Raw genomic sequence first — 26,367 nt, 5'->3', positions numbered from 1 at the left:
ACGCGAACATCTCATCAATGACAGGTCGTGTGGGTCAATAACGTCAGCTAGAAGACCACATTCCTTTCGCTTCTTATCGGAGTCAGAACGCAGAAAAGGGCAATCAACAAGAAACGCTGCAGCCTTCTTAAGCTGGGAGATATATAGAGCAGCTTATCAATGGATTCATGATGAAAGATTAATTACCGCTGAATAATACAGGCCCTTGGTCAATTTTTCTGTGGAGCATTTGTCAACCACTCAGCCAATTCTTCTGTCTGCATCAACACCGATAACGGATCAATGAAATAGGAGCGGGTGTTGGACCAGACATATAGTCTGTCATTTTTGACTGCTTCCAGTTGTCCCCAGATTGGATCCTTGCGAAGTTCCTCCAGTGATCTTTCGGTAGTCAGGATAATATAGTCTCCGGCATATTGGTCCAATAATTCTATTGAAGTATCCTTATATTTCTCTTTCAACAAAGCTTCATCATAGGATGGAGGTGATATCCGTCCTAGATTCACGTAAATAGCTTGTCCGCCACGGCCAAACTCACTGCCATATATACTTAATGTCTTGTCTGTTTCTTGCATAATACTAAAGGTTGCATCTGAGGGTATCACTGCTTGGACCTTCGCATTGGCAGCAGCGATTCGCGCAGTATAATCGGATATCCATGTGGTGGCCTCCTCCTCCCGCCCCAGCAGGTCTCCAAAGAACTTCACTTCCTCTTCAATGGATGAAAAGTTCCCATAGGGTATGGCAATCGTTGGGGCAATTTTACTGTACTTTTTATATTCTCCCTCATCCGAGGTCATTACGACAATCAGATCGGGATTAAGATCAATCAGCTTTTCAAAGGAAACATCACTGCCGGAAGAACCGACAATCTCTATATTGTCAGTTAAACCACTGAAATACGGGTTGTCCATGATGCGCGTCGTAGAGCCGATTGCATTAGCCTTCACTGCCAGAATACTGCTCAAATATTGAATCGCCACGATGCGCTCGGGATTTTTCGAAACTTCCACCTCTCCGAATATGGTATTCACGATCTTGGTGGCTGCCACAGGCGTTGTTTTCTGAGTTGATTCAGAAGAATTTAAGCCGGCAGCAGATGTTTCCGATGGAGACTGTAGACTAGAGTTCCCCCCTCCGCAAGCTGTAACCAATAAGGCCATACAGAGTAGAAGTGTTGCCATCATATTTTTTCTAGATGTTCTGTTCATGTGATACTCTCCTCTTTTTTTATATTGATAATAATTATCATTATCAACATAACATTGAGAATTGGAGTCTGACATGGACAATCCCCACCTTTTATATGGATTAAACCGAACCTCCTCTTCACCAGACAGCTCTTTTTTGAAATGGCTGGGAGAGAGACCGACGTTCTTTTTGAATATACGGTTAAAATAAAACACATCCTCATAGCCTACACTCTGGGAAATCTCACCAATCGAAGCATCCGTGTATTGCAACATATGACACGCTTTGCCAATACGAAGTCCAATTAGATAATCGATCGGGCTGCGCGTCGTCAATTCCTTGAATCTACGGGCCAGATATTGGGGATTGTAGCCGAACCTCTGTCCTAGAAGCTCCAGCGTCAACGGTTCGTCTAGGTGCTTATGCATATACTGGACTACTTGCTTAACAACTTCTGTAGGAAGGAGATCAACTCCTAACTGCTGTTTTTGCTGAAGCATTTCCAGAATAAATTGATAGAACAGTGTTTTCACCACAAATTTATCCTTCTCCGTCGATTTGCTCCATGCCTCTTCCATTCGCAGCATTATCTGATAGAGCCCTACAGGCTGTGCGGGAGCAAATGCAAATATTTGCTGAAACGGGGGAATTTCACCCTTGTTCAGAAAATATCTTCGGCGGAGCGGAAATTCGCCACGATAAAGCACCAAATAATATTCCAGATATTCCGTTGCTTCAATATCTAGCCTCATACCCTTGCAGCCATGTAAACAATAAAAATGTTCAGCTGGATGAATAAGCCCATCCATCCGTATCTTCGCTTTGCCCCTGTACAGGAATAGAAAAGCACTTGCAGGCAAATGGTAGCCGTTGCTTGATTCTCCCGCAGCAAGTGTATACAGACGGATGTCGGCCAGCTCAATATGTAATTGATTCCAGAGTTTGTACTCTTCTTGCTGCTTCATCGTATGATGAATGCTCCTTCCTATAATCCTTTATTTAATGGCAATACTCTTGGGACTAAGTTAACAGGAGATTCCTATCTCCTTCCAAATTCCATTGACAAATTACACCATAGTTTGACCAGCTTAATAGGGTAGACGCCATTTCCAACGTTTTATGATCTGCAGTGTTATTCTCTCTTACTGTAAGAGAAAGGATGAATTGTTCTAATTGCGTCATATGTTTTGATTCATCTGTTGCTTGACTCATGATAAACACACAAAGAAAAAAATGAGCGCCTTGATTGTCTCCATTATAAACACCAGTTGTTTAGTCAACAAGTGATTCTCTATAACCCACAGTTTAAGCTTCTTTCGCACAAGCAATAGAATGAGTATATTGTCGCTCAAACAGTCATTGAAAATTTAAGATTTTCCAATAACTTTGACATAGGACATCTTCCACTACTCAACATGCCGCCTCCGGGTGACTGCGCTTTGCTCAAAATGCTCTACTTGGTAACCACGGACGTGACTCGAAAATGGACATTCCGTGTCCAAAACTAGGGGCAGATGCTGCTTCGACCCTCTATATTTTTCCTAGATCGAGTTGGTCAGCATTTACGATAATTTCTCTCCCCGAGGGGGAGATGGTTTTTAAAAGAGTTTTCACAAAATATTTGACGCTACCTATATCTTCAAACTAAAAAACTTCCTGCTGAATACTATAGCAGAAGTCTAGAATAAATGATTCACGCGAACATCCCATCAATGACATGTACGTGTGAATCAACAACTAGCTATACCCAATAGAAAGGAATGAAGATAGGCTAATTTCAAAAGCCTCTTCTGATCAAAGGAACCAGTTCACTAGATTATGCCCATGCAGCAGCAAGTACAGTGACTCCTCTTAGATAATCTATTTGGGTATTTTTTTGGGCTGTCACGGGGCATCAACTTATTTCGGGTTGGATTTCGTTAAAGTATTACTTTAGAGTTAGTTTACCCAAAAAGGTGATGGAAGGCTAAAAAAATGAATTTACTACTACAAGTTATCCTAAAATATTCAATAATTTTTGATATTCCTCTTTAACAATAATAAATTCATTCTCACAATTACTTTGATAAACGCCTTTCCTCTCTTCAATTGCTTCAAAAGTGAAATATTGTTTAACATCTACATCATATCTCGTATAATAATCATAAATATTTTCATCTGAAATTGGTAAGAAAAAGCCTTCCCGTTTATTATAAACTATCCCTTTTACTGCGAATAATTTCAATAATTCCCGCAGTTTATAATCATTTGACAAAAAGAATGGAATGAAAAATCGACCTTCCCCAATTCTTGTAAGAAAAAACTCCATTATTCGGGGAACAGTAAAATCCCAAGCAATATTTTCGATTATTTTCAACAGATTATCTGTCTTCATACCTTTATTTATTCCAGCTAAAATTTTGACATTCTCTGCTTTGCAAAAGTATTTGTGAGCAATCATTAATTCCCTCTCAAAATAAACTCCAATGACTTTATGGGAGTATTCGAATAGCTTTTGTAGTTTAGTGCTAATATTAGATTTGTCTGCAAATTTTATCTGAAAAATACCCAATAATAAAAGAACCATATTTTTATGAATTGGAATGAAGGTATTCATCATTTCTTTACCATTATTCGAGTTAAATACCCCATTAAAAATTTGATCGGCAGAAATCAATGCTTCATCTTTCGTCATCATATATTCTATCTGCCTTGTAAGCTTATATTTCATTGTATCTATATTCTTGAATAACTCTAGATTGACTAAGTTTTCATAAAACTTAATTTTTTTATTTGTAATTCCTTTAGATTCTTCCGAACCAAATGAGTTTTTATAATTTTCAATCATATAAAACCAGTAATCATAGCGAAAATCATTCTTAAGTAAAACATCAATTGTTAAAAGAGCTTCATTGGGTATACTGTTCCAGTTACCTTTAATAAAATTATCAATATAACTAGCATAATTAGTATCTAGCATGATCGAATAATCTAATTTAAATTCAAAAGGCTGATTTCCACTAAGCATCATATCATTTAATAATTCGGAATCCATGAAATATAAATTTTCGCTTTTAAAATAAGGAATTAAATGACTATCATTACTGCGTACTAAATCCAATACCCCTGGGAAATATGCGCTCTTCTTATAATCATCTAAAGCAACCACTACACTTTTTTCAGCTTCTTCATTGTCCAACTTACTCCAGCCAATGAGTACTTCACTCGGATTTCTTGCTATTGATAGATCAAAAAGTCCCTCTTTAAAATTGGTGCTAAACATTCTAATTTCCTCTTCATGTTTGTATTTTCAAGATACTTTCTTATATGCAATAACTCTTCTTTATTACCAATCCATGTTCGCATTTCGAGCATATTCATCCGATTCTATTTGAAGAAAAGAATTTAAAGATTCATCTGATTGTGTTGCAATATTCAATTGTTCCATGAATTCTCCATCATATCTAATATCTATACCCGCCTCTAGAATTCGAATCGCTCTAGACCATTCAGAATTTTGTAAATGCATATCAAATTCATCAAACACTTTACATATTTTTGTGAAATCAACATCACCAATGGGTATCATTGAATACCCTCTTTCATTATGTTGAGGTAATTCCACCGGAATAGCACCTAGTGTAGGCACATGAGCTAATAACGAGCCTTTCTTTTTCTCAAATCCTCCATGAGCATATTTATTGCGAAGTTCCTTAATCCCCCTTATGTAGTCATAAAATTTCATTACCATTGGATTTTGCTGCGGTTTAAAGATACGATTGAATTTTGTAGTCCAATCACTTCCAATTAAATTAGTTATGTTATCCTCATCTTTATTAAACTGACTAAATGGTAATAATAATATAAGAATATGTTCCTGAAAACTGAAGTAAGCATCCAACATTGCTTGTGTGTTAAATAAAGCTTCCCATTCTTTTTTCGAGCGACTATTCATTGAAGCAACTATTTCTGAGATGTCATCTCCTGGCTTCCCATGATCAAAATCTAATCATAGTTGTACATTATTGCGAAAATATAAATACCGTCTTCTCAATACACCAGACTTATTTTCCAAAGTAAATTCTCCATTGTTAATAGTTTTCTCAATAACTGGGCTGAGCAATCTATTCGCAATTTTTTTGGCACTATTTATACTTTTAAATAATTGACGTATTATCTCTTCGTTGTTCGTAGTAATCGCAAACTTTAGTCCGAATTTTTCCATTGAGAAGAAACAGTAATGTTCTTTATATTTGAACGGTATTACATATAAGACCTTTTCCATTGGTTGATATTGATATGGTAAACTTTTTAATCGAGCTAGAACAAAAAAAATCATATAAGGTTCTGTATATTCAACATCTAACTCCTTCACTTTACTTGAATAGAACTCCTTATCTTCAAGTTCTTCTTCCGCTACTCCTGAAATTTTTGATGTACAATATTCGAATGTTTCCCACAAAGTTGGATTACTTTTTTTTATAGTGTCATTAAGCTTCTCCATATTACCTCCAGTGATAGATACGTCTAAATTAACAGCATCGAATTTCAGGAATGAAATAACATGTTTTTCAAAATAGATTACTTCTAGTTAATGTTATATTGTAAGTCAAGCCATTTTAAGTAATATGGATCTTTGATGTAAGAAATTATTTTTTCTTTTACAGAACTGTCGATCCTTATTTTTTCGGAATTTAGTACTGAACATAATACAAGAAATTTAGGAAGGGGATAAGGTCTTTGAATAACTGTGGGAAATAAATACAATAGCATCTTGCTTTCCAATTTTTCTAAATCTCTAAAAGTTAGAATCTGACTCGCCAAAGTTACAGTATTAGGCACACCAGAAGAAATCTGACTTGCTAATAACGCTTCACCGGACTTCTCATTTGTTGTAAGAAGCCTTGAAATGATAGCTGTTACTTGTCTTCGTAAAAAGGTTTCTGTTTGCCATAGATTTTTATATTTAGTTATAAACTTAAGTAAATCCTCAGGATGATTGTATTTGGCTTTAAACCAAAGTAAACAATAAAAGTCGGAAGCTACTTTCCTAGTAAACGAAAACTTAGTAATGTGTGCTTCAAATTCTTTCAAGAATTTTTTTGCTTCTTCATTTGTAGGGATTTCCCACTGAGTAATTAAAAAGCATAATTGATACATAGAAATGTCATCAAAAATATCAATTGATTTTATTATTTCCAATATTTTAGCAGAAGTAGCATTTCCATATCCTAGTATTGACAAATAAATATTTAAATTAATTCTTAGATTCGGATATTCAGCATATATATTCGGCAAATCATCTAAAAGCTTTTTTGATTCAAGACGTCCAAAGGCTGTAATGTATCGCTTAGTAACTTTTTCCCAATATTTCGCTCCCTGATCTTTGAAATGTTTTTTGAATTTTTTATACACTTCTTTACATACTTCTTTATAATTCGAGTCACCGTATTTTACATTTTCTATACTATCTAAATACCTATTCTCTTCGATTTGAAAATGATAATACCCCTGTTTTTCATCATAAATATTTGTTTTTGAAAGATTTAAAGCAAGCCCTCGACTCTTTAACATATCCGATATAGAGCTTATTATTTCTACCGCTTGCTTCTTTGAATTAACACCAATTGTTATATCATCCATCCATCGTGCAAAACTGTTATTTGTTTCTTGTTTTATAACCTCATCTATTTCAAATAAGAAAGAGTGAGCAAGTAATCGTACTCCCTCAATATTAGTAGTAGGTAGCCCTCTTGAAGAATAAGGCAAATAATCCGGCTTCCATGAAATCTCTTCTATTATCTTAAATACAAGATCAATTAAGACTTCATTCATTTTTGAATAGCTAGTAAATACTTTACGAAGCTCCTTAATATCTATACTGTCATAATAATTAGAAAGATCAGTAACGATTATAAAATCCTGCTCATCGTTAAAATTATAGATCATTTTCTGCATTTTCTTCCATTGTTGTCTCCAATTAAACATATACTCATCAACTTCATGAGGCTTAGATACACTATGTTTATCTCTCGAATAAAATGCATTTTTTGAAGGCTGGTTTTCTAAAATTCCTTTTGATACGCTTTCGACAAGAACCTGAAAAACTAAAGCATCAGTTGGTTGCGGAGTTACAAGATGTCTACAAACTCCAAATTTCTTTTCAATTCTGTAAGTAAGTGCCTGTGAAACTTTAAAATTCCCGCTTAAAATATCACTTCGTATTGTAGTTGCTCTTTCGTCAATATTAAAATTAAAATCATAGTGATCAAAGAGATCTTTAAGATCAATATTACGCAATTGATTCCTTACTATTTTTCTCCAGATCTCAATTATATTCTTTTTTTCAAATATCTTTTCTAATTCTGATTTTCTAAGTTTGCTAAAACGCTCTGTTTGCAATTTAGATCATCCCTCCTAATACTTGGGTATATTGTACCACAAAAAAAGACGACTCCTGGAAAAAATTCCAGAAGTCAATAAACATCCCACGTATTAATTACCTATAACAAACCGTCAACTCCACCCGATTCCCTTCTCGATCATACATAATCCGCTCCACCAGCTTCTTCAACGCTCGATTCTTCTCTTCACTCGTCACTGAAGTGCTCCACAACTCCCTAAACTCACCTATCCGCTCATATATCTGCTCCACAGTTGGATAATTCCCTTCATCTACTACAACCTTCCGCAAATCCTTCAACTCTTCCTCCAGCTTCTGTATCTGCCGTGACCGAACAGCTTTACGCTCCAAAAATACCTGCTTCGTTATCATGTCCTCTTCATAAGATTCATGCAGCTTGTCCAACGCTCGTTTCTGCTTCTTCAATTCCTGCGCTTTGACCTCAATAATAACCTGTGTATCATTGTACCTACTTCCATGCAATTCAATCTCCCGTAAAATGTTCGGGTCTACATGGATAATCCGATCATACAGAGCATTAAAAAAATCAGCATCCATTACCTTGCCACGCTGTTCACATTTGCTGCCATTTTTGTGCTGGTGATAGCACAATGCACTCCAGTGCTGCCCCTGCTTCTTATTCTCTCCCACCCGGAACCTCATCCGTGAACCGCATTTTTCACAATAAAGCAAGCCTGACAAAGGAAAAATGTTACGTCTTGAATTGGGATTCAACATGCGATTCTTAAGCAGCCGCTCCATAATTGCTTCATGTTCTTCCGGCGTTTTCAGCTTTTCATGTGTTCCCATGACTTTAATCCGCTCTTCTTCGGGAACCAATTCAACCTGCCCACGCTTGGAACGGGTTTTGCCGTATGTGATGAAACCCAAATGGATTTCGCTTGCCAGCAACCGTTGAACCGTAATATTTGACCAGCCCTTGTTCTTTCCATCCGGCTTAATGTTGTATGGCGTGGGTATCTTGTTATCCGTCAACCAAATGGCAATATGACCAAGGTTTGTTCCATTAAGATATTTCTCTACAATCGCTCGATAAATCGGACGCTTCGTTTCATCGACCAGTACCGACCTTGTGTTTTTATCATAATAGTATGGAAACGGTGGCTTTCCGTTTGTCCACATTCCTTTCTTCGCTCCAGCCTCTTTGCCCTGCTTCATTCTTCGCTTAATCGTTTTGTACTCTATTCGAGCAAAAATGGACATGAAGTCAAAGGATACATCGTCATTATCTATTTCCAGATCGTATATCTTGTTCAGTGTAATGATTACCGTCTCTGAGTTCAAAAACGTATCTTTTATGAGTGCCCAATCCTTATTTTCTCCACGCCCTAAACGGTCAATATCCATGACCACTACCCCATCATAAAGCTGGTCTTCAACATGTCGAAGTAACTTCTGCATTTCCTTACGGGACTCGATCTTTTCACCAGAGGCCACTTCTTCATATAGCCTATAGGTCCAATTTCGATTCTCGACCAAGGCCTGAAGGGTATCCCTATGCTTCGAGAGAACGTCTTCGAATTCGCCATCATCCCGTGATTTTCTTAAATAGACGGCTACGTGCTTAATTGTTTTGCTTTCCATAAGTTCCTCTACTCCAAACGTGTTAATATTTTGCCGCCTTCCAAATAGAATGTTGAGCATTTTTGATGACACGTCATCGAATATGACAACTGTAAAATTTTGGAGGCGTAATTTATGAAGAAATGTGAATATGTAATCAAAGAAGTAAATCAGCCATCCGGCAAAGCGTTGCGGCAATTTCATGAGCATGTGGTTGAGATATTGAGCCAAACTGTCCAAGCGGAGGCCGAGATAGACATACCTCTCCCCAAAGTGCATCATTCTACGCAAGACAGTCAGAAAACTTAACAAAATAAAAACAAGCCGGAGCGCATGACCCATTCACGCTCCGGCTTGTTCTATTTCAGATTATTTTGAATGAATTCTCGCTCCGACTTCTTCAGATACCTTAGTGAATTTTCGAAGGAATATAGGTACATGGAACGAAGCATCCTCAGCTTTTCGACTGAGCCATCCATAATCGCTTGCTTAATGGCTGGAATCATTTGGCTGTTCGTTACACCGAATTTTCCCGGCTTTACAATATCTTCAATGGCAAGTGGCCGCTCTTCTTTGCCATCATTTAGTTCTTGCTGCAACTCTTGTGTATTTTCTTCATTTAATATTGCTTCCTGCTGTGACGTATCTTCTTGCTGATGTTTGCCATCCCCTTGTTCAGGGACGATCTCCTGTTCTTCTTGAATAATCGACTTTTCCTCTAAATTCTCATTAGCTACCTCAGTTGGAGTTGATTCTTCATGGGCCGAGACTGGCTCTTCTTGTTGGGCTTGTTCTTGCCCTGTCTCTTCATGAACTTGAATTTCTTCTGCCTCAATACTTGTCTGCTCATTTTCACTTTGAAGCTGTTCTGACATCGTTTGTTCACCTTCCAGTCTAACCTGATTACTTCCACGGTTGTTTCTGCTTGAAACCCTATTCTTATTTGCCATTGCTCAAGCTCCTATAAAATGGTATTTTTCTTGAGTCGATCTTATCAACATGCTTGACCCTAGTACACCGTTTCTTCCGCATAAATAGTAACTATTTTACTATGTATCTTCATTTAAAAGGCAAAACAAATCCCGTAGTGAATTTCTACACTACAGGCTCATAAAGCTTTATTAAAATATAGTTATCCTGAATATTTTACGACAGGTGGCCCCAATCTCTAACGATCGTCCAAGAATTCTTCCTTGTCCAGGTTACAATCTGCTCGGGTATAAATGGCTGTATGGTTATTTCAATCTGTATGATTTGCTCTGGACTCAAACTGAGTAAATGTGGTTTTGGCTGGCTATCCAAGTCCCACATATGATATTTGTATAATTTAATCTTCGCTCGTTCACTGGGTGCTAAATCCAGCGGTGCACAACGTCTAATACGTTCCTGTCCACTTTTCGTTAAAAAGGTAACGCTTATCAGCATTCTTCGCTGAATGGCATCTGCAAATAACAATAACATCTGGTTATCCATATTGACACTTCCTAAACACTTTATACTTTCGCGGTTTCATATGAACATACATCTTGTAGGTCAGAACATAACCCAATAGATTTGTTCAATATTGAAGTGTAAATCATCGCCAGATGAAGAATTTACAGTTTATCCACTATGCTCCATTCTCGCTCAAAAACAGCCCTTGTCCATTGGCAAAGGCATGTTCATCTGAAAAATATTAAATTAGTACTCTTCTGCCAGCATCATCGTCACGTATTGCTCTTCGTCGATAACAAAAATCTTTTTCTGGATAAGAGACTGGATAGGCATATCAACCAAATAGTGTGCTTGACGATAGAAAGGCTGCTCCATGGAATGTGTTACTACCTGTATACCGCTTGGCAAAATTTTTAAATCAAATATCTGAAGATAGTCCATAGTCATTTGTTCTTTTAATCGATCAATGCATTCCCATAAATACATCTGCACAAGCTGTCCAATTTCATATTGAACTCGTTCTGTTATCATTTTCTGACCTATGAATTCAGCCAATTTTTCTTCCTCCTACGCTCCTGTATCCTGTGCTTTAATCTTCATCAAAATCTGTTGCCGCCCACACCTGTTCCCGACTAATCATCTGATCTCCTTTAAAATAATGCTGTCCTTTTTTCTGTAAGCGTTTTTCACATTGTTTGCAGGAAAAACGTTCTTTACCAACATACATCTTCAAACCAGATTCCTTCATTGCACGTACAAGCTTATTCCCACAAGAGCAAGTTGCAACCCATACGAGCTTTACTTGTCCCGGATAAATGTTCGTTCCTTTGGTATTGATAACCTGCTTCACTAATAATGCACCTCCTTCATGTACTGCTGAAAATAAAAAAGACGTTAACCAGATGTATAACATCCGTTAACGTCTTCATAGGTTAAGATTGAAATAAACATTATCCAACTCTTGTCGAGTGATTCCTATGTACGCCAGAGTGACACTCGGGGCTGAATGGTTGAGCAGCTTTTGAATACGGGTAATATCTACACCACTTTGGTAAGCATGAAAATCGAATGACTTTCTCAAGGTATGCGTTCCAACGGCTTCTTTAATGCCAACACAGCTTGCCCCTTCATTCAGTATCCGATAAGCATGTACTCGGCTAATCGGGTTCCCACCTTTGCGGCTGGCAAAGAGCGCCCCTGACTTATGTCCTGTTGCTTTTACATATTCCAGAATTGCCTTTTTACAGGTATCCGACAAGGGAAAATCTTTTCTCTTGCCCGTCTTCTGCTCTCGAATGCTGATCCGCTCTTGATTGTATACCTCTTCCACCTGAAGTTTAAGCAAATCAGATATTCGCAACCCTGAATTGATGCCAAGCACGAACAATAGATAGTCTCGAATATTCTGCCCGCGCAGATACTTCTTCAAAGCATCAATCTGTTTCTTACTTCTGATAGGTTCAACAAATTCCATTCCAATCACCTCAATAACTTAATGTAATTAACTATATAATAATTATATATTGTGTTACTTTCGACGTAAACGGCAAAGCTCCTGAGAGCCAAAAAGAACCCGGATGTCTTACCCCGCCTACCCTCATGGTCATTTTGCCTATGTAACACTATTTAGTTGTGTTACATTGGGTTTACATCACATTTTCAAGTGACTTATAATCACCTTTTCACATCGTAATAATTCCTAATTGCACTTTAAATAATCCCATATTGCACACAATTCTATATATCTTATTCTATATATCTACTATTTCTCGCAGTGCTCAAAATAGTAGCAGCGAGCTTCAGCTCGCTGCATCCATTGTGACTCTTCTTCCCTTTTTCTATCCATACTATTTTAACCAATCAATTCTTTAGGATTCCCCAGCTTTATTCGGCTCTGCCATTATTCAGCGTTTAAATCCCGTTCAAATATTAAGACTATTTCCTTGCTGTTATGGGTATAGCTGATGAATCCAGCCTTCCGCAAGCGTGCTTTAATTTTATCCACCTGATTAGGTGAACATTTTAACATCACCGATAATTGCTTTTTACTCAAATAGCTGGTGTAGTTACCCTTGTTTAAATCGGTGTATCTCTTTATCACACAGTAAGCGATCTTATCATAGGCGGTTAATTGCTCATGCCATGCAATGGGGTATGGAAGTTGTGCAAACTTACTTTCATCACACACAATTCGATAGATATTGCACCCATAATGACCTTCATAATTAATTTGTTTTTTGGAAATGACATTATGGCGGCATAACGTAGCAATATGTGTACTTGTCTGTCGGTTTTGTAGCCCGGCATTTTTGGCGATAGTATCCATTTTAACTTTGATCTGCTTCCTTCTGCCGCTACGTACTTTCATAAGAGCCATATAAACCATCTTACATTGAATGGATACATCCAAGTCCAACAAAGCATAAGGTACTTTAATGTGCTGCATTTAATAACTTCATCTCTTCTTTCGTTGGCATTTAAGAAAACAGCTTGAAAAACTCCCGCGATGTGAGAGACATCTTTCGGGTTGCCGGGGCATTTCCGTGTTTTTCAAAATGATTTTTAAGCCATTTCAGTACCGTTACCTTCAGGGTTAATATTATAGATAACTATTTCATTTATTGATTGAATTCATCTGGGAATGATTTGGGATCATCTTTCTTTCCACGGATTTATCATATCCTCAAACTCTTGCTTAGTTTTTTCAGGAATCAAGCCAGTCTCAAGACAAAGTTCAACAATTACTTTAATATCAGGAGTCGTCATCTTATCCAGAAAACAAGCATTTCTAAACCAAACGAGCAGACCGGAGAAATGCTTGGAATCCCTAACCCATGGATTGGTTTTTCTGGACCGAACATTGCGATAAAACAATTCCCCTTCCACATAACAAAGTCTGGAGTTAATCATCTCTTTACAGACTGTTATCATTCCTATACCCAGAGTAACTGTTTCACCCAAATATTCTTCTAACTGAGGAACATTGGATATATATTGATTTACAAGATCCAGAACATCATTAATTTGGCGCTGTTAACAGTGATGCATTTTTAAATGGAGTTAGCAGTTTCATTATTTCAACCTCACTTTAGTTATGGGATGCCCCTACTTGAGGCATCCTTTGATTATATTTTTAAAAACAGATTGATATTTACAGCCAGATCGCAAGTAGCTCCCCTTATTCCTTACCTGCCAACTCTATAAACCTTAAGATGGATTTAACTGAATTGGGCATAGAATAAAAGCGAATATGCTGGACACCAGCAAAATCAAACATCACTTCTACTCTCTTAAAGTCTAATTCAAACTCCTGGCCCCGACTTTCTTCACAAAGGAAAGAAGCCGATAGTTCCATATCATGGGATAGTGAAGACATATGAATTTGAACCTCACGAATACTTGGCGAGTTTTGAAGAATGGTAAAACTATAAGGCATTTTTAACAGTTCGGCATAAAACAATAAAGCGTTAATTTGCGTCTCATCCACTTTGAAATCTCCTTGACTTGAATGGTTGTTTTGATTTTCAATATTTTTCATTTTGTTTTGATCTCCTCTATTTCGTGCAGAACAATGTCCTGCATCGATGATTAGTTCTTCAAAATAGCATCAATAGCTTTTATCAAATGGAAGATGGGTTCGATTTGCTGAGGAACAACGGCGTTTCCAAGCGCTTTAAGACGGGACTTGGTAAAACTGTCCAGTCTGGTGGGAACCCCATTAACCACTCTTGGTAATCCGGGTTTAACCAGCAATCTCCCGTTCCAAGTTCCGGGATACGATGTAGGCCACCAAATTTCCCGACATACATCATGGTTCCATTCGAAGCCAGAGGCGTTGGTTCCAAGGATAAATATTCGATATCTTCTGTGCGGGGCCGAGACGCCACAAGCTGGGATAATGAACGCCCTTGCGGAGTAACCGATGTTTTCCATTTCAGCGAGCAATGCATCGAGTCCCAAATCTTTGAATCCCATAACATTTTCTCCAACAACCCAAGTGGGCTGGAATTCGCTAACAATTCGTAGCATGGCAGGGAACAGTGAACGTTCATCACTAAGTCCGCGTCTGTGAGGATTTTCGGTTGAAAATGGTTGACAGGGAAATCCTCCAGATATGATATTGAGTTTGGTTGGTATATTGGCACGTTGTAAAATCTCCTTATTTATATGATGGACATCAGAAATAATCGGTACATTAGGCCAGTGCATACTAAGTACTTTCTGACAAAATGGCTCTTGCTCGCAAAAAGCTTTTGATTCCAGCATTCTCGGCGGCAAGATCAATGCCGCCGATACCAGAGAAAAGGGATAGCATATTCATTCATATGTTCCTTCCATAATTAACTCATCGATTGGTTTTGGGGCTGAAAATGGCTTCACTTCATAAGTAATTACATTTGAAGGATCGTATAATGTCTCCATCGTTTCTTGGACCTCCTTAGTTTTATTGGTTACCCATATGGTATAAGGTGTATCTGCATATTGATTGTGATCTAATATTTCAACAATCTTGTTTAGCAACTCTTCATTCACAGGCCGTGGAAAAATGATTCCTACATTGGGCTGACTTGAAGAAAGCTCGTCTCTTGAAAAACTAAGATGTTCAAGACGAACAACACGTGATGAATGTTGTGATGTTTTTTTTGAGTTCTTTGGTTTGAACTTTCCATTATCAAACGAGCCTTTACCATTTTTACCATCAGTTAAAGAAGCGTCTTCATTGACCTTTAAGCCGCAAGCGTCTGAATGCAGTTTATGAAATTCCTCGTCTGCTCTTTTGAAACTCTTACCTTCGCTTAAAAATTCAACGTAAAATTTCTGCTGTTCCAGATTCATTGCAATCAATTTGAGTCCTTCCTGTAGCTTCATTTTTGATTGTAGGACATATTCCAAATAGGCTGGATTATAATCATTGATCTGGCAAGCATGTTGAACATACTTTTCATTCGTTCCCACTTGCCGGGCTGCGAGATAATTGGCATTGCCTTTTTGAGCCTCTGGAATATTTTCCAGTGCTATCTTTTTGTGCATTCTGTCCGTGGCTTCCTTTTTAAGCGTTGGAAGCAGATGAATAACGGCGTAGGCAGCAAGCTGGTGCTTGGTGTAATGATTTCGATGTATGTTCAAGCTTTGAACAACTCTATCGAAATCTGAGATAGCATTCGTCCATACCTTGATCATCTCCGGTTCGAAATGTAACTGATTGCTTTGTGCCATCATACGAAGAGCTGCATATCGAGCCCGACCATCCAGTATCTGGTTATTTATAGTCCAGATAGGATTATGCATTCCATTAAGCAAAATATCTGCCTTAAGCACTTCAAGTTTCTCTGCTTCCATCATAGGAAGTTTTTTTGCAGCCGGGTGAATCTCCAACTCAGGTAGTTCTGTAATGATTTGATCGATTGTGTACATGTCGTGCCTCCATGAGTATTATTAGTGCGGTGATAAATTTGTGAAATTATGGAAATTGGTATATCTATCCTCCAAACAACACCCATATGGTATATACTTCTTCGAAATTCTTTAACGAAAAATTTTTCTTTTGAAAATTTTTATGAATGGCAGAACCTGTGGAAAAACTTCCACAGGCTCTGCCCAAAAGCAAAGAAGCCGACTCTTTTACTGAGTCGGCTTCTTTAAACAGCAATGAATATGAGGGTTTTCAACATAAGATAATTAAGGGTACTCGATAACCCCAAGATTATGAAGTGAAGCAAGATTTGTAATCCCAAACTCAAAATTGGGGTCCCACTTCAAATCTTGATGATTCAATAGTTCAGTTACAAATACTTTTGAAGCGTTGAAATAACTATCCGTTCTATTTAAACCTTCACTTTGGTTTTTGTAAAAATTGTATGTGAAGTAATACAGAGTTGGTTTCATGTCTTCCAAGGAAGCAATATTATTTAATCCACCTGGTAAAACCTTATTGCTTCCTGCAAATAAGCTAATAGCTTTACCATTTGCCATCATTTCATGGACCAAACTCTTGTTGCTGAGATTTTTAGCGTCTTCTGCTTGCATCATAATCATTGTGTAGTAGTTCTTTGATAGAACTTTGTTCACTGTTTCTGATGTCATAATCTTTTCAGATGAGTCTGAACCAATTAAGGGAGCTTCATCCCCTCTTTCAACTACTTTGAATTTTGTTTTAGTGAAACTACCTGCTCCGTTAAAGAAAAAGTCAACAATTCCAGTTCATTTTCTTTATAAACGTTATCCTTTGTGTAGTCTCCAGATACATTTGTTTTGACTTTAATGTCGCCTTGTTGGTTACCATACAAACGATAATTCTCTAGGATGTTAAATTCTTTATCCAGACGTTGAAGGACATAACTATAATCATCTTTTTGGTAAAGAAGTCTACGCTCATCGTTTGGATCCCGGAAATCTTCTCCGTCCTCAGGAGTTCCAGGGATATTCCCATAGGTTGGACTTGAGAAGTTTACTACTGGAATAGATTTTTGAGCGTTACGTTTTGTAGTGTATTCATCAAATCGTTTGAAGTAACCTTCAATCTCACCCTTAGAAAGGGGAAGTCTAACTACTTTCCATTGAGGTTCAAAATCAATTTTAACTGTCTTTTCATCAAATACCGCATAAGGGCTTATTTCTTTTTTTAGCTGCGCAGAATCATTGTTGAAATTTGAATAGAAATAGTCTGTAAGGAAAGATTCACCGTTAAGTACTAAATCAAATCTGCTCATACTCCGATCTGGAAAAATGGTGGCTGTTTTACTTAAATAATTGAATGCTGGGACATCTTCAGAAGCTCCAAAGATTTGAATACCCAATAGCTTACCTGATTGCTTAGTAGAATCAGATTGTAGCCTCTTGTAGATTTCAACTGCATCCTTTGCCTCTGTCACATCCATCAATATGTTGGTTGAGCTTCGAAATTTACCAATATAGCTTTTAATCGCCATCAAATCACTAGCAGAAACACTTTTGCTATTATATAGGAAGTAATAGTAATCGCTTGCTGTAACTTCCCCTTGCAAAATAATCACCGTGCTAGTCGAAGCATCCCATTTCACATCAGCTCCAAGACTTTCTGCAACAAAACGAACTGGAACCAAAGTACTGCCTTTGACGATTGTAGCTGATGCATCCAAAGTAACCGCTTTGCCGTTTATGTAAGCTTGCTTTTGATTAATGGTTAACTTAACCGTAGTTTCCCCTTTTATTCCAGTGACGGTCTGTGTCACCCTATCCCATTTAATCTCTGCACCAAGCGCTTCAAAGATTCCTCTCATAGGAACAAATATCCTACCATCAATAGATTGCGGGTTTACATCGATGTATAGCTGTTTGCCGTTGATTGTGACTTTGATGTCATTGTTGGCTGCAAATGCTCCTAGCGGTATAGCGGTTACCGCTAATATTAGGACCAATACTAGCATTATCATTTTATTTATTCTTTTCCACATTTTGTTGTCTCCTTCATTTAAACATCACATCGTAGGATACTTATTTAATAGTGTTTCTTTGCAAATAGCATATCTGAAATCGATATAGATACAAGTTTCCCATTTTCCCTTTGAAATGAAATTTGATAAACCGTTAAATCCTGATTTTCTGCATATGCATTTTCATTTAATTTTTTGAAGCTGTTATTTATTTTTTCAATCATGTATGTATCCCAATCTTCACTTGATACAGTCGGTTTAAGTCCATATACCACCAGATGATCATTGGGGCCATTGTTGAGTCCAATGTTCCTCATAGTTACATATCTATTCAATCCATCAGCAGTTACAATAATTTCCACGACTCGGTCAAGCCTGTAGACAATCTGTAATCCATCTGGATATACCAGTGATTCGAGTGGATGCGATGCTGGAAACTCCATACCTTTGTCTATAGGTTTTCCAATAATTTTCTCTACCTCAGGCTTTTCCATTCCATAGCCGATTTGCTTTTTCTTTTTCGTATCAAAGATAGATAAGTCCATTGCTGTAAATTGATCTGGTGTGTAGTCATAATTAGGTGTTGTAGAAGCACTACTTATCCAATTGTATTTGCCATTTAAAAAATAGCCTACGACACCAACAAGCAAGATAAGGCCAACCAATGACATTATGAACCATTTACCTCGCATTTTCTTCTTTGTCTGTTCCATATCAGTTCTTCTCCACTCTAATTGAATTAGTCTGTAACAATTTCTAAGGTAACTCCACCGCTACCACATTGTGGGCAGCTATTGTTGCCACAACGAGAACAATATACCTTGAAACAATTCGTACATTTGTACAAAAAATCCAGATGTTGCTTTTGATCTCCACAATTAGGACACTTTTTCATTTCATTCATGCTCCTCTTAGATTGGTATATGTTACTACTTCCAGTCAGATCATATCACAAAAAAATAGAGATTTACATCATTTTGTAGAGTATACTCCGTGGAAATGTAGTTGTGAACACAAGGATAATGAGTTCAAAAAGAGGTATCCCTTTGAACTCAGAAGCTATTTTTGGACAGATATTAAAAAGTATTCGCAAGAAGCAGAAGGTTAGCCAAGAAGAATTGGCATTCCGTAGTAATCTCGATAGAACATACATATCTATGCTGGAAAGAGGTATCCACCAACCTACATTAAATTCATTACTTGCTATTGCTGCGGCACTGGGTATGAAAGCTGCTGAGTTAGTAGGATTGGTTGAAGATGAAATCGGCGAAATAAAAAGCAATAACTGACATCAAATAACAAAAGCGATCATGCTCAGTTTGGCTTGATCGCTTTTGTTATTTGATTACCATTTTATTAAGTTTGATTATTAAATAAGATCGGTCAACATAGCTTCCTGTTCCAGTTTGACACGATTTTCTATCATATGGTCAATGCAGGGTAAACAATCGACAAGCTCGCTATGCCGCTTCAAGCTACATAGCTTTTCAATATATTTCGGCTGTACTGATGCTGTTAACAAAGAATATCTTATCAATTCCGATTTATCCATGCGGTACGGAATAACATCGTTCTTAATTTCCCGTCTTAGTCTTGCCAGCATAGAAAATCCACCAAAGTCGATATCTCCCCAATGATACCAATGGCTAGTCGTAGGTATGGATGCAGCAACAGCCATTAAAAATTTTCGCTTAGCAGGGCTAAATTGCCCTCCGTGGAACACAACTAATTCATGGTCATTTTTTTGCTTATAGATATACTCAATATAGTTAGCCCTATTTTCTATTGAGATCACACGTTCTATTGTTGGAGATAATCTTAACTGACCTCGTTGGAAATCTTTCGAGTTCACAACGCCCCCAAAAATCAAATGTGAAAAGTCAATGGTTCCGCTATCAAATGACATGGTTACTTGCCCACAAAACTCCAATTGTTCTGGATACTTCGTAATACCTACTTGCCTAAGAATTTCCTCATCAGTATTATCATCTTCATAATCTAGATATTTGGACAATATGCCAAGCAGCCGTGCTCTTATCGCCTTCTCGAATCTCTTTGAATCTCCGAAACATTGAAGCGAAAATACACGCTCAAGCATTTCTAACTCACCCATTTGATCAATACAACATATTGCACGAAGGAGATCACTACGCTCGCTTCTATCTACTGGTAATCTATTTCCAATAGAGCGTTTTCTAGAAATGATGTCATATGCATCGCTCAGAAACTGTTTTGCCCATCCGCTACGAACTTTATCTATTGAATTCAACAGTTCTAAACAAACCTCATCCACCTCATCGCCCTTTGGTTGCCGCCCAATCAAGGAGTACGCAGAGGAGATATTCTCAAAATTCAGCCATACCTCTGCTATGATGTGATTTTCTTCACCCTTCATCCACCGATATGATAAGAGCTGCGCCTCATACAAGGCCTGTACTGCAAAATTTATCACACTGCGCTTTTCATATTGCTCTATATCATACTGTGGGAACTCTGTTTGCCCTCCATCATATAATTTCAGCATAATTCGACGTGTCGGACGTTTTTCCGCGTAAAAAAAACTGCTACGCTCATATTTATCAAGTAAAGCTGAAACTAATTGGCGCTTAAATCCTTCACTCATATTCAAGCTCCTCCAACTTCCTAGGGTCGAAACTACGCACGCATGCCTGCTTTCCTACACGTAATACGCATAAATTCCTATCTACAAGAGTGGCAATATCCCCAATTTTATCGGGTGGTGCTGAAAGTACCACTTGAAAGTTAAACTCACGTAACAGTTCAACACTACGCACAATTCGCTCGCCATCCATCTTAGAAAATGCTTCATCAAACAGGATGATACGAGATGTATTAGCTGTCTTGTCCCGGCCAATGCGATACAATTGTGCAAACGATGCTAATACTGCAATATAAAATGGCGTCTGAGTTTCGCCACCAGATTTTTTCCCAAGTGTTTTAGAGAGTCTTTGTGATTCTCCCTCGCGGTTAATGACCTCTAAATCGAAGGAAAGGTAAGTGCGATAATCCGTAAAAGCTTGTACTCGTTTTTCATAATCATCGCGTTCCTGTGCTTTCGATCCGGTTCCTTCATTCGTAATAATTGCAAACAGTTCTGCAATCTCATCCTTGTATTTTGCATTAAACTGATCAGACAAAAGATTATACCCGCCTTCCAGCAGCATTGGATCTACAATCATATCATAATATCGTTTATATTCCTGTTTTGGAATAATCAGAAAACGATATGTATCCTCGCCAAAGGAACTTCCGCTTAATGCACTGTTTAGTCCATCAATCTGCCGCCTTGCATCCTTAATGTTATATTGTAGACGGCTTAAAAAATCCTCCTGAAACTGCTCAAAAGCTTTACTTCGGGCATCGGCGATACGAGTCAAATATTCCGGAAGTTTAATATCGCTGAGCTCAATCCACGCATTATCGTAAGCGTCATTACTCACGGCGTCAATATCATACCCCATTATATACTTATCATTATATTGGCGGCGCAAAGTTCGCAACTCGTCCCACAAAGCGTTTTTAGCGTTTACGGAACGGCTAAGTTCTCTCGGAAATGCCCGTTCAATATCAACTGCATTACCTCTACTTAAGAGCTCACGTTGATATCTTGTATTTCCTGTGCTCTGGAGCCATTCTGCTTCGTATTTTCTAGAAAGTTTTAATTCCATCGTTTCCAACTCTTTAGAAAGTCTTGGAATAGTTTCCTCTATGCATACACGCAAGCGTTCTTTGATGGTGCTGAATTCGTGCTTATATACGTCAATCTGTTTATAAAGTGCCCCCAGTTGTTGATCCAATGACTCGATGCGCTCCTGCATTGCTTCAACAGCACTTTTATCAATAGACTCCATACTTTTATTCAGCAAAATGACTTCTTGTTCTATCGCTGGAATCTGTCCAACGTTTACCGCTGCCGTAACAGTTTGTTTGGCGTCCGATTCGCTTAAAATCATTAGAGCATTTCCCGATTGAAAGGCAATCTTTACAGATGCACAAACAGCTATTTTATCAGTTAACTCTTTAATCTCTCTTTTTACATCTTCCAAGCGTTGCTGAATCGCACCTTGGCCAATAGCAGGTTTAGCCCATCTATCTGGATTCATCGCTCTTACAACAAAATTCTGGTATAACATTCCATCGTCTGTAATCGCTGTTCGATGCCGGCGTAAATCACTGACGCGGTCACATTTTTTCACACGACCAAGTGTAAAATCTAAAAATAAGCGCACATTGGGATCATCTGTTTCAAGTTCTTCAGCAAGGCTTCCAGGTTCTGCTATGGGATTTATTCTCTGTAGCTTTTCAATATCCACAATACCAGTGTTATAGATGTTTCGTTGTCTCTTAATATCATTATAAACACGAAGTGCAGTGTCAAAGTGCTCCGGGGGAACAATCAGATAGAATTTTTGTGTATTAAGATATCCTTCAATAACATTACGCCAGCGTTTATTCCTAAGTTCAGCTGCTTCCGACACTACTACTACCTTAACTGATGAACCAGTTTGGGTATGTAAACGCCCTATAACAGCTTCCTTGAGATCAAGTACATCCTGTGGAAAGCGGTAGACACCATTTTCAAGGGACTGCTGCTCCGTCAGTAATCCTTTACGATTATCTGCAACCTTCTGTTGTTCTTCAGAGAATCGTGAAACGAGGCCGTTGCACTGCATACGTATAGCATCCGCTCTGGCTGCATAGTGAATGAGCCCTTTCTCCCCAACTGTTAAAATGGCTGCTGCATCACTATTTCCGAGTATTTCAAGCTTGGCATAAAACTGTTGTCCTTCATCAACAAGGTCATGAACACGAGTCGTCAATATCGGATCGAGAGAGCTAGTATCTGTCCCTTGAATTTTCTGAATGAACCCGTTAATGTTCATCCTCCATGAAGCAATGCTTCTTGAAAGTAATGCAGAAATCCTACCGAAATCCCCATGAAGCGTAGATATTAGTTGCTCTTTCTCTGAGATTTGAGACTGAAGATGCTCTAAAATTTGCGCTTCCTTGTTACTGAGCAGGTTGGCTTGCATGATATTACGTTCACCCTGCAGTTTGCTCTGCCGCTCAGTTTCCTTAGCTAACGTATCGTTCAATACAGTTAGCTGTGCGGAATAAGCGGTTACTTTTTCTTTCTCGCCTGCACTAGTAGTCAATTTGATATCTACTTGCGCGCGGTCAATCAGATAGGAATATAGAATTTCATTTTGCCTGTGGGTTTCAAAGGTTTGATGATCCGTAACAATGTGTTCAAGCAACGTGATTCGATCCTTAAGCACATCAGCCTCTTGCTCCAGGCTTTTATAGCTTCTAATATTTTCCTGCATACGGCTGACATCAACTGTTTGTTGCGTATCACAGACGAATTCTGAGATGAATTTTTGTATGTCAACATCGGGATTAAACGAAACAGCTTTCCTCAATAACTGGCCAAAGCGATCACGCAAGCCTCCAAGTTTCCCATATAAATCCTGCCTAAAATCCCGATTTACATCGGTAGTATAACTACGTCCTATCGAATAGTGTTCCTTGATATGTGCCCTCAAAGTTGTAATATCCATCGGCTTCCTATTAATAACGAACTCATTTGACGGCATGGCTCCGTCAAATCGAAAAAATAGTTTTTGCATATCGTTTTCCGAATAAGTATCAAAGCAACACCCTGCGGTAAAATATTTTTTCTTTTCCTCATCAAAGAACTCTAAAGCGATATAGCTTGTAAAACGTCCATTACGTAGATATTTAAAACCTGAATCCTCATCGTCACCTAATTCACCGCGTAAATATCCACTTAAGGTTCGATTACCACGTCCACTGGCAGCCTTGTTGAAGAAGCTACCACTTGTATCGGCAAGCAGTAACAACTGCAGAGCATCCATAACCGTCGACTTCCCTGAGGCATTTTTTCCGGTCAGAAAATTCACTTTATCTAACTCAATAACTTCATGGACAAAGTAGTGCCAATGAATCAGCAAGAGTTTAGTCATCCGTTTCATTTCTATTCCTCCTGTTCTCCAGTTGTGCTAGTGTCGTCATCAACTCCAAGCTCTTCTAATTCTGTTATCATATCGTTGATGCCTTGATTGGAAATAATAGATAAGATGGATGGGAGAATGAGAATTTGATTACCTTCATTGTTCCATGCAGAAGATTCCATTTTTTGAATAATATTATGATGCGCAAGCGTTCTTTGAGCCTCAATACGTTCTTTTTGTGTTGTTTTCCCCTTATCAAGAAGTCCAAGCATTCGCATTTTTTCAACAACAGCTTGAGTATCTGTTTTAACCGTATGGAAGCTATTTACTTGTTCTCGCTCTTCTTCGTATATGAGACGGCATGTATATAAAAACAATGTAGTGAATCGATCAATCCTCAGGCGATTATGGTCAAATATATTTATTAAGGACATGATTCCATAATTATCATCTTTTTCAAGCCGCCAGCCAGTGACCGCAAAATAATCTTGCAAAATTCCAAATAGACGTGAAGCTATCTGATAGTCGTAGTTTGGCAAGGTCATCTGCTGTGAAGACTGATATTCATATCGCACCATATATGTATGAGATAATAGGTAATTCGCCAAACGTTTGAACTCGCCTTTCTCATAAGTAGTAAGTCCTATGTACTTCTCATTCCACATGGTGCCCCACCTCTCTTTTGCTGAACGTCATATTAGGAATTATGTAACCATTTCTATCAAGTCGACCATTGTTCATTTGCACCTTGTAATTCATGCCTCGTTCATTAGCGCGAACCATAGCCAGTATCAGAAGTATAAAGTCCTCATCGTTATTAATCGATATTGTCTCACTATTAATAGAAGATTCATTTTCTTTAAAAAGACTGTTTACATATGTTCGAATTCTTGCCACGGGGTATCCATTTTTAATTTGTTGCAGCATTCCAGTCATAGCCGCATTAGAAAACGTATTATCATCTGTGATTTCCAGCGGTTCAGAATTGACACGCCTACTACGTACATTTTTGTGATAGAGAGATTTTCCATCAACAAATTCTTGTCGATTGACTTTAATATTCTTTTCAAGCATTTCAACGATTACAGTGCGCTTGGTATCTGAGGATTTTGAGTATTCTTTCAACAGCTCAACCAGTTTTCCCTTGATACTTTGGTCTGCAGTCATCAGGTATTGGATTTTTTCAATAGAGCTTTTTGTGTATGCGCTGTGCTTTCTATCAATTTCATTCACAATTCCTCCAATTGACTGGTATACATCCAAAACATAATCAATTGAAGATATGATCTCCTGCCCCGCCTCATCATCATTCTCATATTTTCGGATCGTCATGGCTCTTGATCGCATTCCATCCATGAGTTCTTCATCCGCAAGAATATCTGACAGTATCTCCTGAATTGGTGCCATGTAACGATGAATAGAATCCATTGTTTTGATCGGATGATAAATACTGTCGGACATCCTTTTGTATTCTTCAAAATGGTTTTTCAGCAGCACATTCACTTCGCTCTGCTCCTGTATTCTCCGCAAATAACTGCGAATTCCATGATAAAGCCTTTTTAGCTCGTAAGTAAGTTGCTCCGTGTTTGTCTTTGCGGACAAGACTGCCTCATACATTTGCCCTTGATGTTCATTTTTAGCTTGCTTGAGACCAGAATAAGTCGCGAATACGAGGGAGTTATACTCGTGCAGGGTCTGATCACTTAGTTCACTCAAGAGCTTCATTACTTTAATGGCATAATCACGTGGAGTAATAATTTCAATAAATGATCCATCCAGAAACTCCTTATCTACCCATCCCGTTTTAACCAGGCGGTTCAATATCAAACGCGCCTTAACATTAGATGTCAAGCTGACTTCGGTTACTTCGTCATCTTCTTCGAGCATAAAGGACTTATCCTCAATTTGGGCTATCAAAGACGAGATATAATCGTCTACCCGTATATTAAGTTCATACTTGAACATCTGATGTAGCAGCATGAGCGCATCAACATATATTTCTTTGTTCCCCGATGACAGCACAGAGAAAAATTTTTCAGGAATTGTGTCAAAAATGTTCACGTGTCCACCTGCCAATCCATTTGGTATAATAATTCATTTGGTTGCAATAGGTCTTTTAATATAGTCTTATTATACTATGAATTGGAAGAATATGACGAATATTGCTCTTATACAAACAAAAAACTCCCGCCAATTCCAATGGCAGAAGTTCCTAAAATAATTGATTCACGCGAACATCTCATCACTGACAGGTACGTGAAAATCAATTATGTTAGCTATACCCAATAGATAAAAAGACAGGTTTGTTTTCCTGTATCCTATTCGATAGTTCAATAACTAATTTATTTACAACTGAACTGTAACCCCG

The 26,367-nt window shown here is 38.0% G+C and carries 25 protein-coding genes and 1 pseudogene; 3 read left to right on the top strand and 23 right to left on the bottom strand.

The window, feature by feature from the left end:
* Positions 1-209 precede the first annotated feature (209 nt).
* On the bottom strand, positions 210-2,156 hold the full coding sequence (locus MNQ98_RS12670) for an AraC family transcriptional regulator (RefSeq protein ID WP_241933487.1): 1,947 nt from the start codon (positions 2,154-2,156) through the stop codon (positions 210-212).
* A 465-nt stretch (positions 2,157-2,621) separates the two neighbouring features.
* Here MNQ98_RS12670 and MNQ98_RS29710 point away from each other — a divergent pair.
* Positions 2,622-2,762 (top strand): annotated as a pseudogene (locus MNQ98_RS29710) (IS256 family transposase); the annotation flags it as partial.
* Positions 2,763-3,184: 422 nt separating this feature from the next.
* On the opposite strand, the gene MNQ98_RS12665 reads toward MNQ98_RS29710, so the two are convergent.
* The 5 genes from MNQ98_RS12665 to MNQ98_RS12645 form a co-directional block, all read right to left on the bottom strand.
* The gene (locus MNQ98_RS12665; RefSeq protein ID WP_241933486.1) at positions 3,185-4,453 is read right to left on the bottom strand and encodes a hypothetical protein; all 1,269 of its coding nucleotides are present in this window, start codon (positions 4,451-4,453) and stop codon (positions 3,185-3,187) included.
* Between the two features lie 63 nt (positions 4,454-4,516).
* The gene (locus MNQ98_RS12660) at positions 4,517-5,125 is read right to left on the bottom strand and encodes a hypothetical protein (protein ID WP_241933485.1); all 609 of its coding nucleotides are present in this window, start codon (positions 5,123-5,125) and stop codon (positions 4,517-4,519) included.
* A 54-nt stretch (positions 5,126-5,179) separates the two neighbouring features.
* Complete coding sequence (locus MNQ98_RS12655; RefSeq protein WP_241933484.1) at positions 5,180-5,674, bottom strand: hypothetical protein; 495 nt, start codon at positions 5,672-5,674, stop codon at positions 5,180-5,182.
* An 83-nt stretch (positions 5,675-5,757) separates the two neighbouring features.
* The gene (locus MNQ98_RS12650; protein ID WP_241933483.1) at positions 5,758-7,572 is read right to left on the bottom strand and encodes an RNA-directed DNA polymerase; all 1,815 of its coding nucleotides are present in this window, start codon (positions 7,570-7,572) and stop codon (positions 5,758-5,760) included.
* A gap of 97 nt (positions 7,573-7,669) precedes the next feature.
* A complete protein-coding gene (locus MNQ98_RS12645; protein WP_241933482.1) occupies positions 7,670-9,178 on the bottom strand; it encodes a recombinase family protein in 1,509 nt (502 codons plus the stop codon).
* A 114-nt stretch (positions 9,179-9,292) separates the two neighbouring features.
* On the opposite strand from MNQ98_RS12645, the gene MNQ98_RS12640 reads away from it, so the two are divergent.
* Positions 9,293-9,466: a hypothetical protein gene (locus MNQ98_RS12640; RefSeq protein WP_241933481.1), complete on the top strand. Its 174-nt coding sequence runs from the start codon at positions 9,293-9,295 to the stop codon at positions 9,464-9,466.
* Positions 9,467-9,516: 50 nt separating this feature from the next.
* On the opposite strand, the gene MNQ98_RS12635 is transcribed toward MNQ98_RS12640, so the two are convergent.
* From MNQ98_RS12635 to MNQ98_RS12575, 13 genes are all read right to left on the bottom strand, one after another.
* Positions 9,517-10,107 carry a hypothetical protein gene (locus tag MNQ98_RS12635; protein ID WP_241933480.1) on the bottom strand — a complete coding sequence of 197 codons (591 nt, stop codon included), beginning with the start codon at positions 10,105-10,107 and terminating at the stop codon, positions 9,517-9,519.
* A gap of 196 nt (positions 10,108-10,303) precedes the next feature.
* Positions 10,304-10,630, bottom strand: a complete 327-nt coding sequence (locus MNQ98_RS12630) for a hypothetical protein (RefSeq protein WP_241933479.1) — start codon at positions 10,628-10,630, stop codon at positions 10,304-10,306.
* A gap of 207 nt (positions 10,631-10,837) precedes the next feature.
* Complete coding sequence (locus tag MNQ98_RS12625; RefSeq protein WP_241933478.1) at positions 10,838-11,146, bottom strand: DUF960 family protein; 309 nt, start codon at positions 11,144-11,146, stop codon at positions 10,838-10,840.
* A gap of 34 nt (positions 11,147-11,180) precedes the next feature.
* Positions 11,181-11,441 (bottom strand): hypothetical protein, encoded by a 261-nt coding sequence (locus MNQ98_RS12620; protein WP_241933477.1) that lies wholly within the window; start codon positions 11,439-11,441, stop codon positions 11,181-11,183.
* A gap of 75 nt (positions 11,442-11,516) precedes the next feature.
* Positions 11,517-12,065: a site-specific integrase gene (locus MNQ98_RS12615; RefSeq protein WP_241933476.1), complete on the bottom strand. Its 549-nt coding sequence runs from the start codon at positions 12,063-12,065 to the stop codon at positions 11,517-11,519.
* A 426-nt stretch (positions 12,066-12,491) separates the two neighbouring features.
* On the bottom strand, positions 12,492-13,037 hold the full coding sequence (locus MNQ98_RS12610; protein WP_241933475.1) for a helix-turn-helix domain-containing protein: 546 nt from the start codon (positions 13,035-13,037) through the stop codon (positions 12,492-12,494).
* Between the two features lie 206 nt (positions 13,038-13,243).
* Positions 13,244-13,552 (bottom strand): hypothetical protein, encoded by a 309-nt coding sequence (locus tag MNQ98_RS12605; RefSeq protein WP_241933474.1) that lies wholly within the window; start codon positions 13,550-13,552, stop codon positions 13,244-13,246.
* Positions 13,553-13,769: 217 nt separating this feature from the next.
* Positions 13,770-14,129: a hypothetical protein gene (locus tag MNQ98_RS12600; RefSeq protein ID WP_241933473.1), complete on the bottom strand. Its 360-nt coding sequence runs from the start codon at positions 14,127-14,129 to the stop codon at positions 13,770-13,772.
* Positions 14,130-14,179: 50 nt separating this feature from the next.
* Positions 14,180-14,869 (bottom strand): DNA cytosine methyltransferase, encoded by a 690-nt coding sequence (locus MNQ98_RS12595; protein ID WP_241933472.1) that lies wholly within the window; start codon positions 14,867-14,869, stop codon positions 14,180-14,182.
* Between the two features lie 39 nt (positions 14,870-14,908).
* On the bottom strand, positions 14,909-16,006 hold the full coding sequence (locus MNQ98_RS12590; RefSeq protein WP_241933471.1) for a ParB N-terminal domain-containing protein: 1,098 nt from the start codon (positions 16,004-16,006) through the stop codon (positions 14,909-14,911).
* A gap of 264 nt (positions 16,007-16,270) precedes the next feature.
* Positions 16,271-16,627, bottom strand: a complete 357-nt coding sequence (locus MNQ98_RS12585; protein WP_241933470.1) for a hypothetical protein — start codon at positions 16,625-16,627, stop codon at positions 16,271-16,273.
* Positions 16,628-16,728: 101 nt separating this feature from the next.
* Positions 16,729-18,024 carry a copper amine oxidase N-terminal domain-containing protein gene (locus MNQ98_RS12580; RefSeq protein WP_241933469.1) on the bottom strand — a complete coding sequence of 432 codons (1,296 nt, stop codon included), beginning with the start codon at positions 18,022-18,024 and terminating at the stop codon, positions 16,729-16,731.
* 44 nt (positions 18,025-18,068) lie between these two features.
* Positions 18,069-18,716 (bottom strand): hypothetical protein, encoded by a 648-nt coding sequence (locus MNQ98_RS12575; RefSeq protein ID WP_241933468.1) that lies wholly within the window; start codon positions 18,714-18,716, stop codon positions 18,069-18,071.
* 333 nt (positions 18,717-19,049) lie between these two features.
* Here MNQ98_RS12575 and MNQ98_RS12570 point away from each other — a divergent pair, with 333 nt between their 5' ends.
* Positions 19,050-19,292: a helix-turn-helix domain-containing protein gene (locus MNQ98_RS12570; protein WP_241933467.1), complete on the top strand. Its 243-nt coding sequence runs from the start codon at positions 19,050-19,052 to the stop codon at positions 19,290-19,292.
* Positions 19,293-19,372: 80 nt separating this feature from the next.
* On the opposite strand, the gene MNQ98_RS12565 is transcribed toward MNQ98_RS12570, so the two are convergent.
* The 4 genes from MNQ98_RS12565 to MNQ98_RS12550 are packed head-to-tail and all read right to left on the bottom strand — an operon-like array spanning position 19,373 to position 25,964.
* Positions 19,373-20,626 (bottom strand): Wadjet anti-phage system protein JetD domain-containing protein, encoded by a 1,254-nt coding sequence (locus MNQ98_RS12565; RefSeq protein ID WP_241933466.1) that lies wholly within the window; start codon positions 20,624-20,626, stop codon positions 19,373-19,375.
* On the bottom strand, positions 20,619-24,020 hold the full coding sequence (locus MNQ98_RS12560) for an ATP-binding protein (RefSeq protein ID WP_241933465.1): 3,402 nt from the start codon (positions 24,018-24,020) through the stop codon (positions 20,619-20,621). The genes MNQ98_RS12565 and MNQ98_RS12560 overlap by 8 nt, the downstream gene beginning before the upstream one ends.
* Before the next feature lie 2 nt (positions 24,021-24,022).
* Positions 24,023-24,664, bottom strand: coding sequence for a DUF4194 domain-containing protein (locus tag MNQ98_RS12555; protein WP_241933464.1), 642 nt, complete (start codon positions 24,662-24,664; stop codon positions 24,023-24,025).
* Complete coding sequence (locus MNQ98_RS12550; protein ID WP_241933463.1) at positions 24,654-25,964, bottom strand: Wadjet anti-phage system protein JetA family protein; 1,311 nt, start codon at positions 25,962-25,964, stop codon at positions 24,654-24,656. The genes MNQ98_RS12555 and MNQ98_RS12550 overlap by 11 nt, the downstream gene beginning before the upstream one ends.
* Positions 25,965-26,367 lie beyond the last annotated feature (403 nt).

Origin of the sequence: Paenibacillus sp. N3/727 (assembly GCF_022637315.1) — a bacterium.
Classification (GTDB): Bacteria; Bacillota; Bacilli; order Paenibacillales; family Paenibacillaceae; genus Paenibacillus_AQ; species Paenibacillus_AQ uliginis.
Note: the sequence above shows the minus strand (reverse complement) of the source record. Positions and strands in the feature narration are given on the sequence as shown.

Excerpts from the sequence above, each read along its gene's own strand:
- MNQ98_RS12585 (WP_241933470.1), bottom strand. The coding sequence starts at position 16,627 with ATGATTATGATGCAAGCAGAAGACGCTAAAAATCTCAGCAACAAGAGT.
- MNQ98_RS12590 (WP_241933471.1), bottom strand. The coding sequence starts at position 16,006 with ATGTACACAATCGATCAAATCATTACAGAACTACCTGAGTTGGAGATT.
- MNQ98_RS12550 (WP_241933463.1), bottom strand. The coding sequence starts at position 25,964 with ATGTTCAAGTATGAACTTAATATACGGGTAGACGATTATATCTCGTCT.
- MNQ98_RS12630 (WP_241933479.1), bottom strand. The coding sequence starts at position 10,630 with ATGGATAACCAGATGTTATTGTTATTTGCAGATGCCATTCAGCGAAGA.
- MNQ98_RS12580 (WP_241933469.1), bottom strand. The coding sequence starts at position 18,024 with ATGTGGAAAAGAATAAATAAAATGATAATGCTAGTATTGGTCCTAATA.
- MNQ98_RS12600 (WP_241933473.1), bottom strand. The coding sequence starts at position 14,129 with ATGAAAAATATTGAAAATCAAAACAACCATTCAAGTCAAGGAGATTTC.
- MNQ98_RS12610 (WP_241933475.1), bottom strand. The coding sequence starts at position 13,037 with ATGCAGCACATTAAAGTACCTTATGCTTTGTTGGACTTGGATGTATCC.
- MNQ98_RS12555 (WP_241933464.1), bottom strand. The coding sequence starts at position 24,664 with ATGTGGAATGAGAAGTACATAGGACTTACTACTTATGAGAAAGGCGAG.
- MNQ98_RS12615 (WP_241933476.1), bottom strand. The coding sequence starts at position 12,065 with ATGGAATTTGTTGAACCTATCAGAAGTAAGAAACAGATTGATGCTTTG.
- MNQ98_RS12645 (WP_241933482.1), bottom strand. The coding sequence starts at position 9,178 with ATGGAAAGCAAAACAATTAAGCACGTAGCCGTCTATTTAAGAAAATCA.
- MNQ98_RS12670 (WP_241933487.1), bottom strand. The coding sequence starts at position 2,156 with ATGAAGCAGCAAGAAGAGTACAAACTCTGGAATCAATTACATATTGAG.
- MNQ98_RS12665 (WP_241933486.1), bottom strand. The coding sequence starts at position 4,453 with ATGTTTAGCACCAATTTTAAAGAGGGACTTTTTGATCTATCAATAGCA.
- MNQ98_RS12640 (WP_241933481.1), top strand. The coding sequence starts at position 9,293 with ATGAAGAAATGTGAATATGTAATCAAAGAAGTAAATCAGCCATCCGGC.
- MNQ98_RS12575 (WP_241933468.1), bottom strand. The coding sequence starts at position 18,716 with ATGGAACAGACAAAGAAGAAAATGCGAGGTAAATGGTTCATAATGTCA.
- MNQ98_RS12655 (WP_241933484.1), bottom strand. The coding sequence starts at position 5,674 with ATGGAGAAGCTTAATGACACTATAAAAAAAAGTAATCCAACTTTGTGG.
- MNQ98_RS12560 (WP_241933465.1), bottom strand. The coding sequence starts at position 24,020 with ATGAAACGGATGACTAAACTCTTGCTGATTCATTGGCACTACTTTGTC.
- MNQ98_RS12635 (WP_241933480.1), bottom strand. The coding sequence starts at position 10,107 with ATGGCAAATAAGAATAGGGTTTCAAGCAGAAACAACCGTGGAAGTAAT.
- MNQ98_RS12660 (WP_241933485.1), bottom strand. The coding sequence starts at position 5,125 with ATGAATAGTCGCTCGAAAAAAGAATGGGAAGCTTTATTTAACACACAA.
- MNQ98_RS12565 (WP_241933466.1), bottom strand. The coding sequence starts at position 20,626 with ATGAGTGAAGGATTTAAGCGCCAATTAGTTTCAGCTTTACTTGATAAA.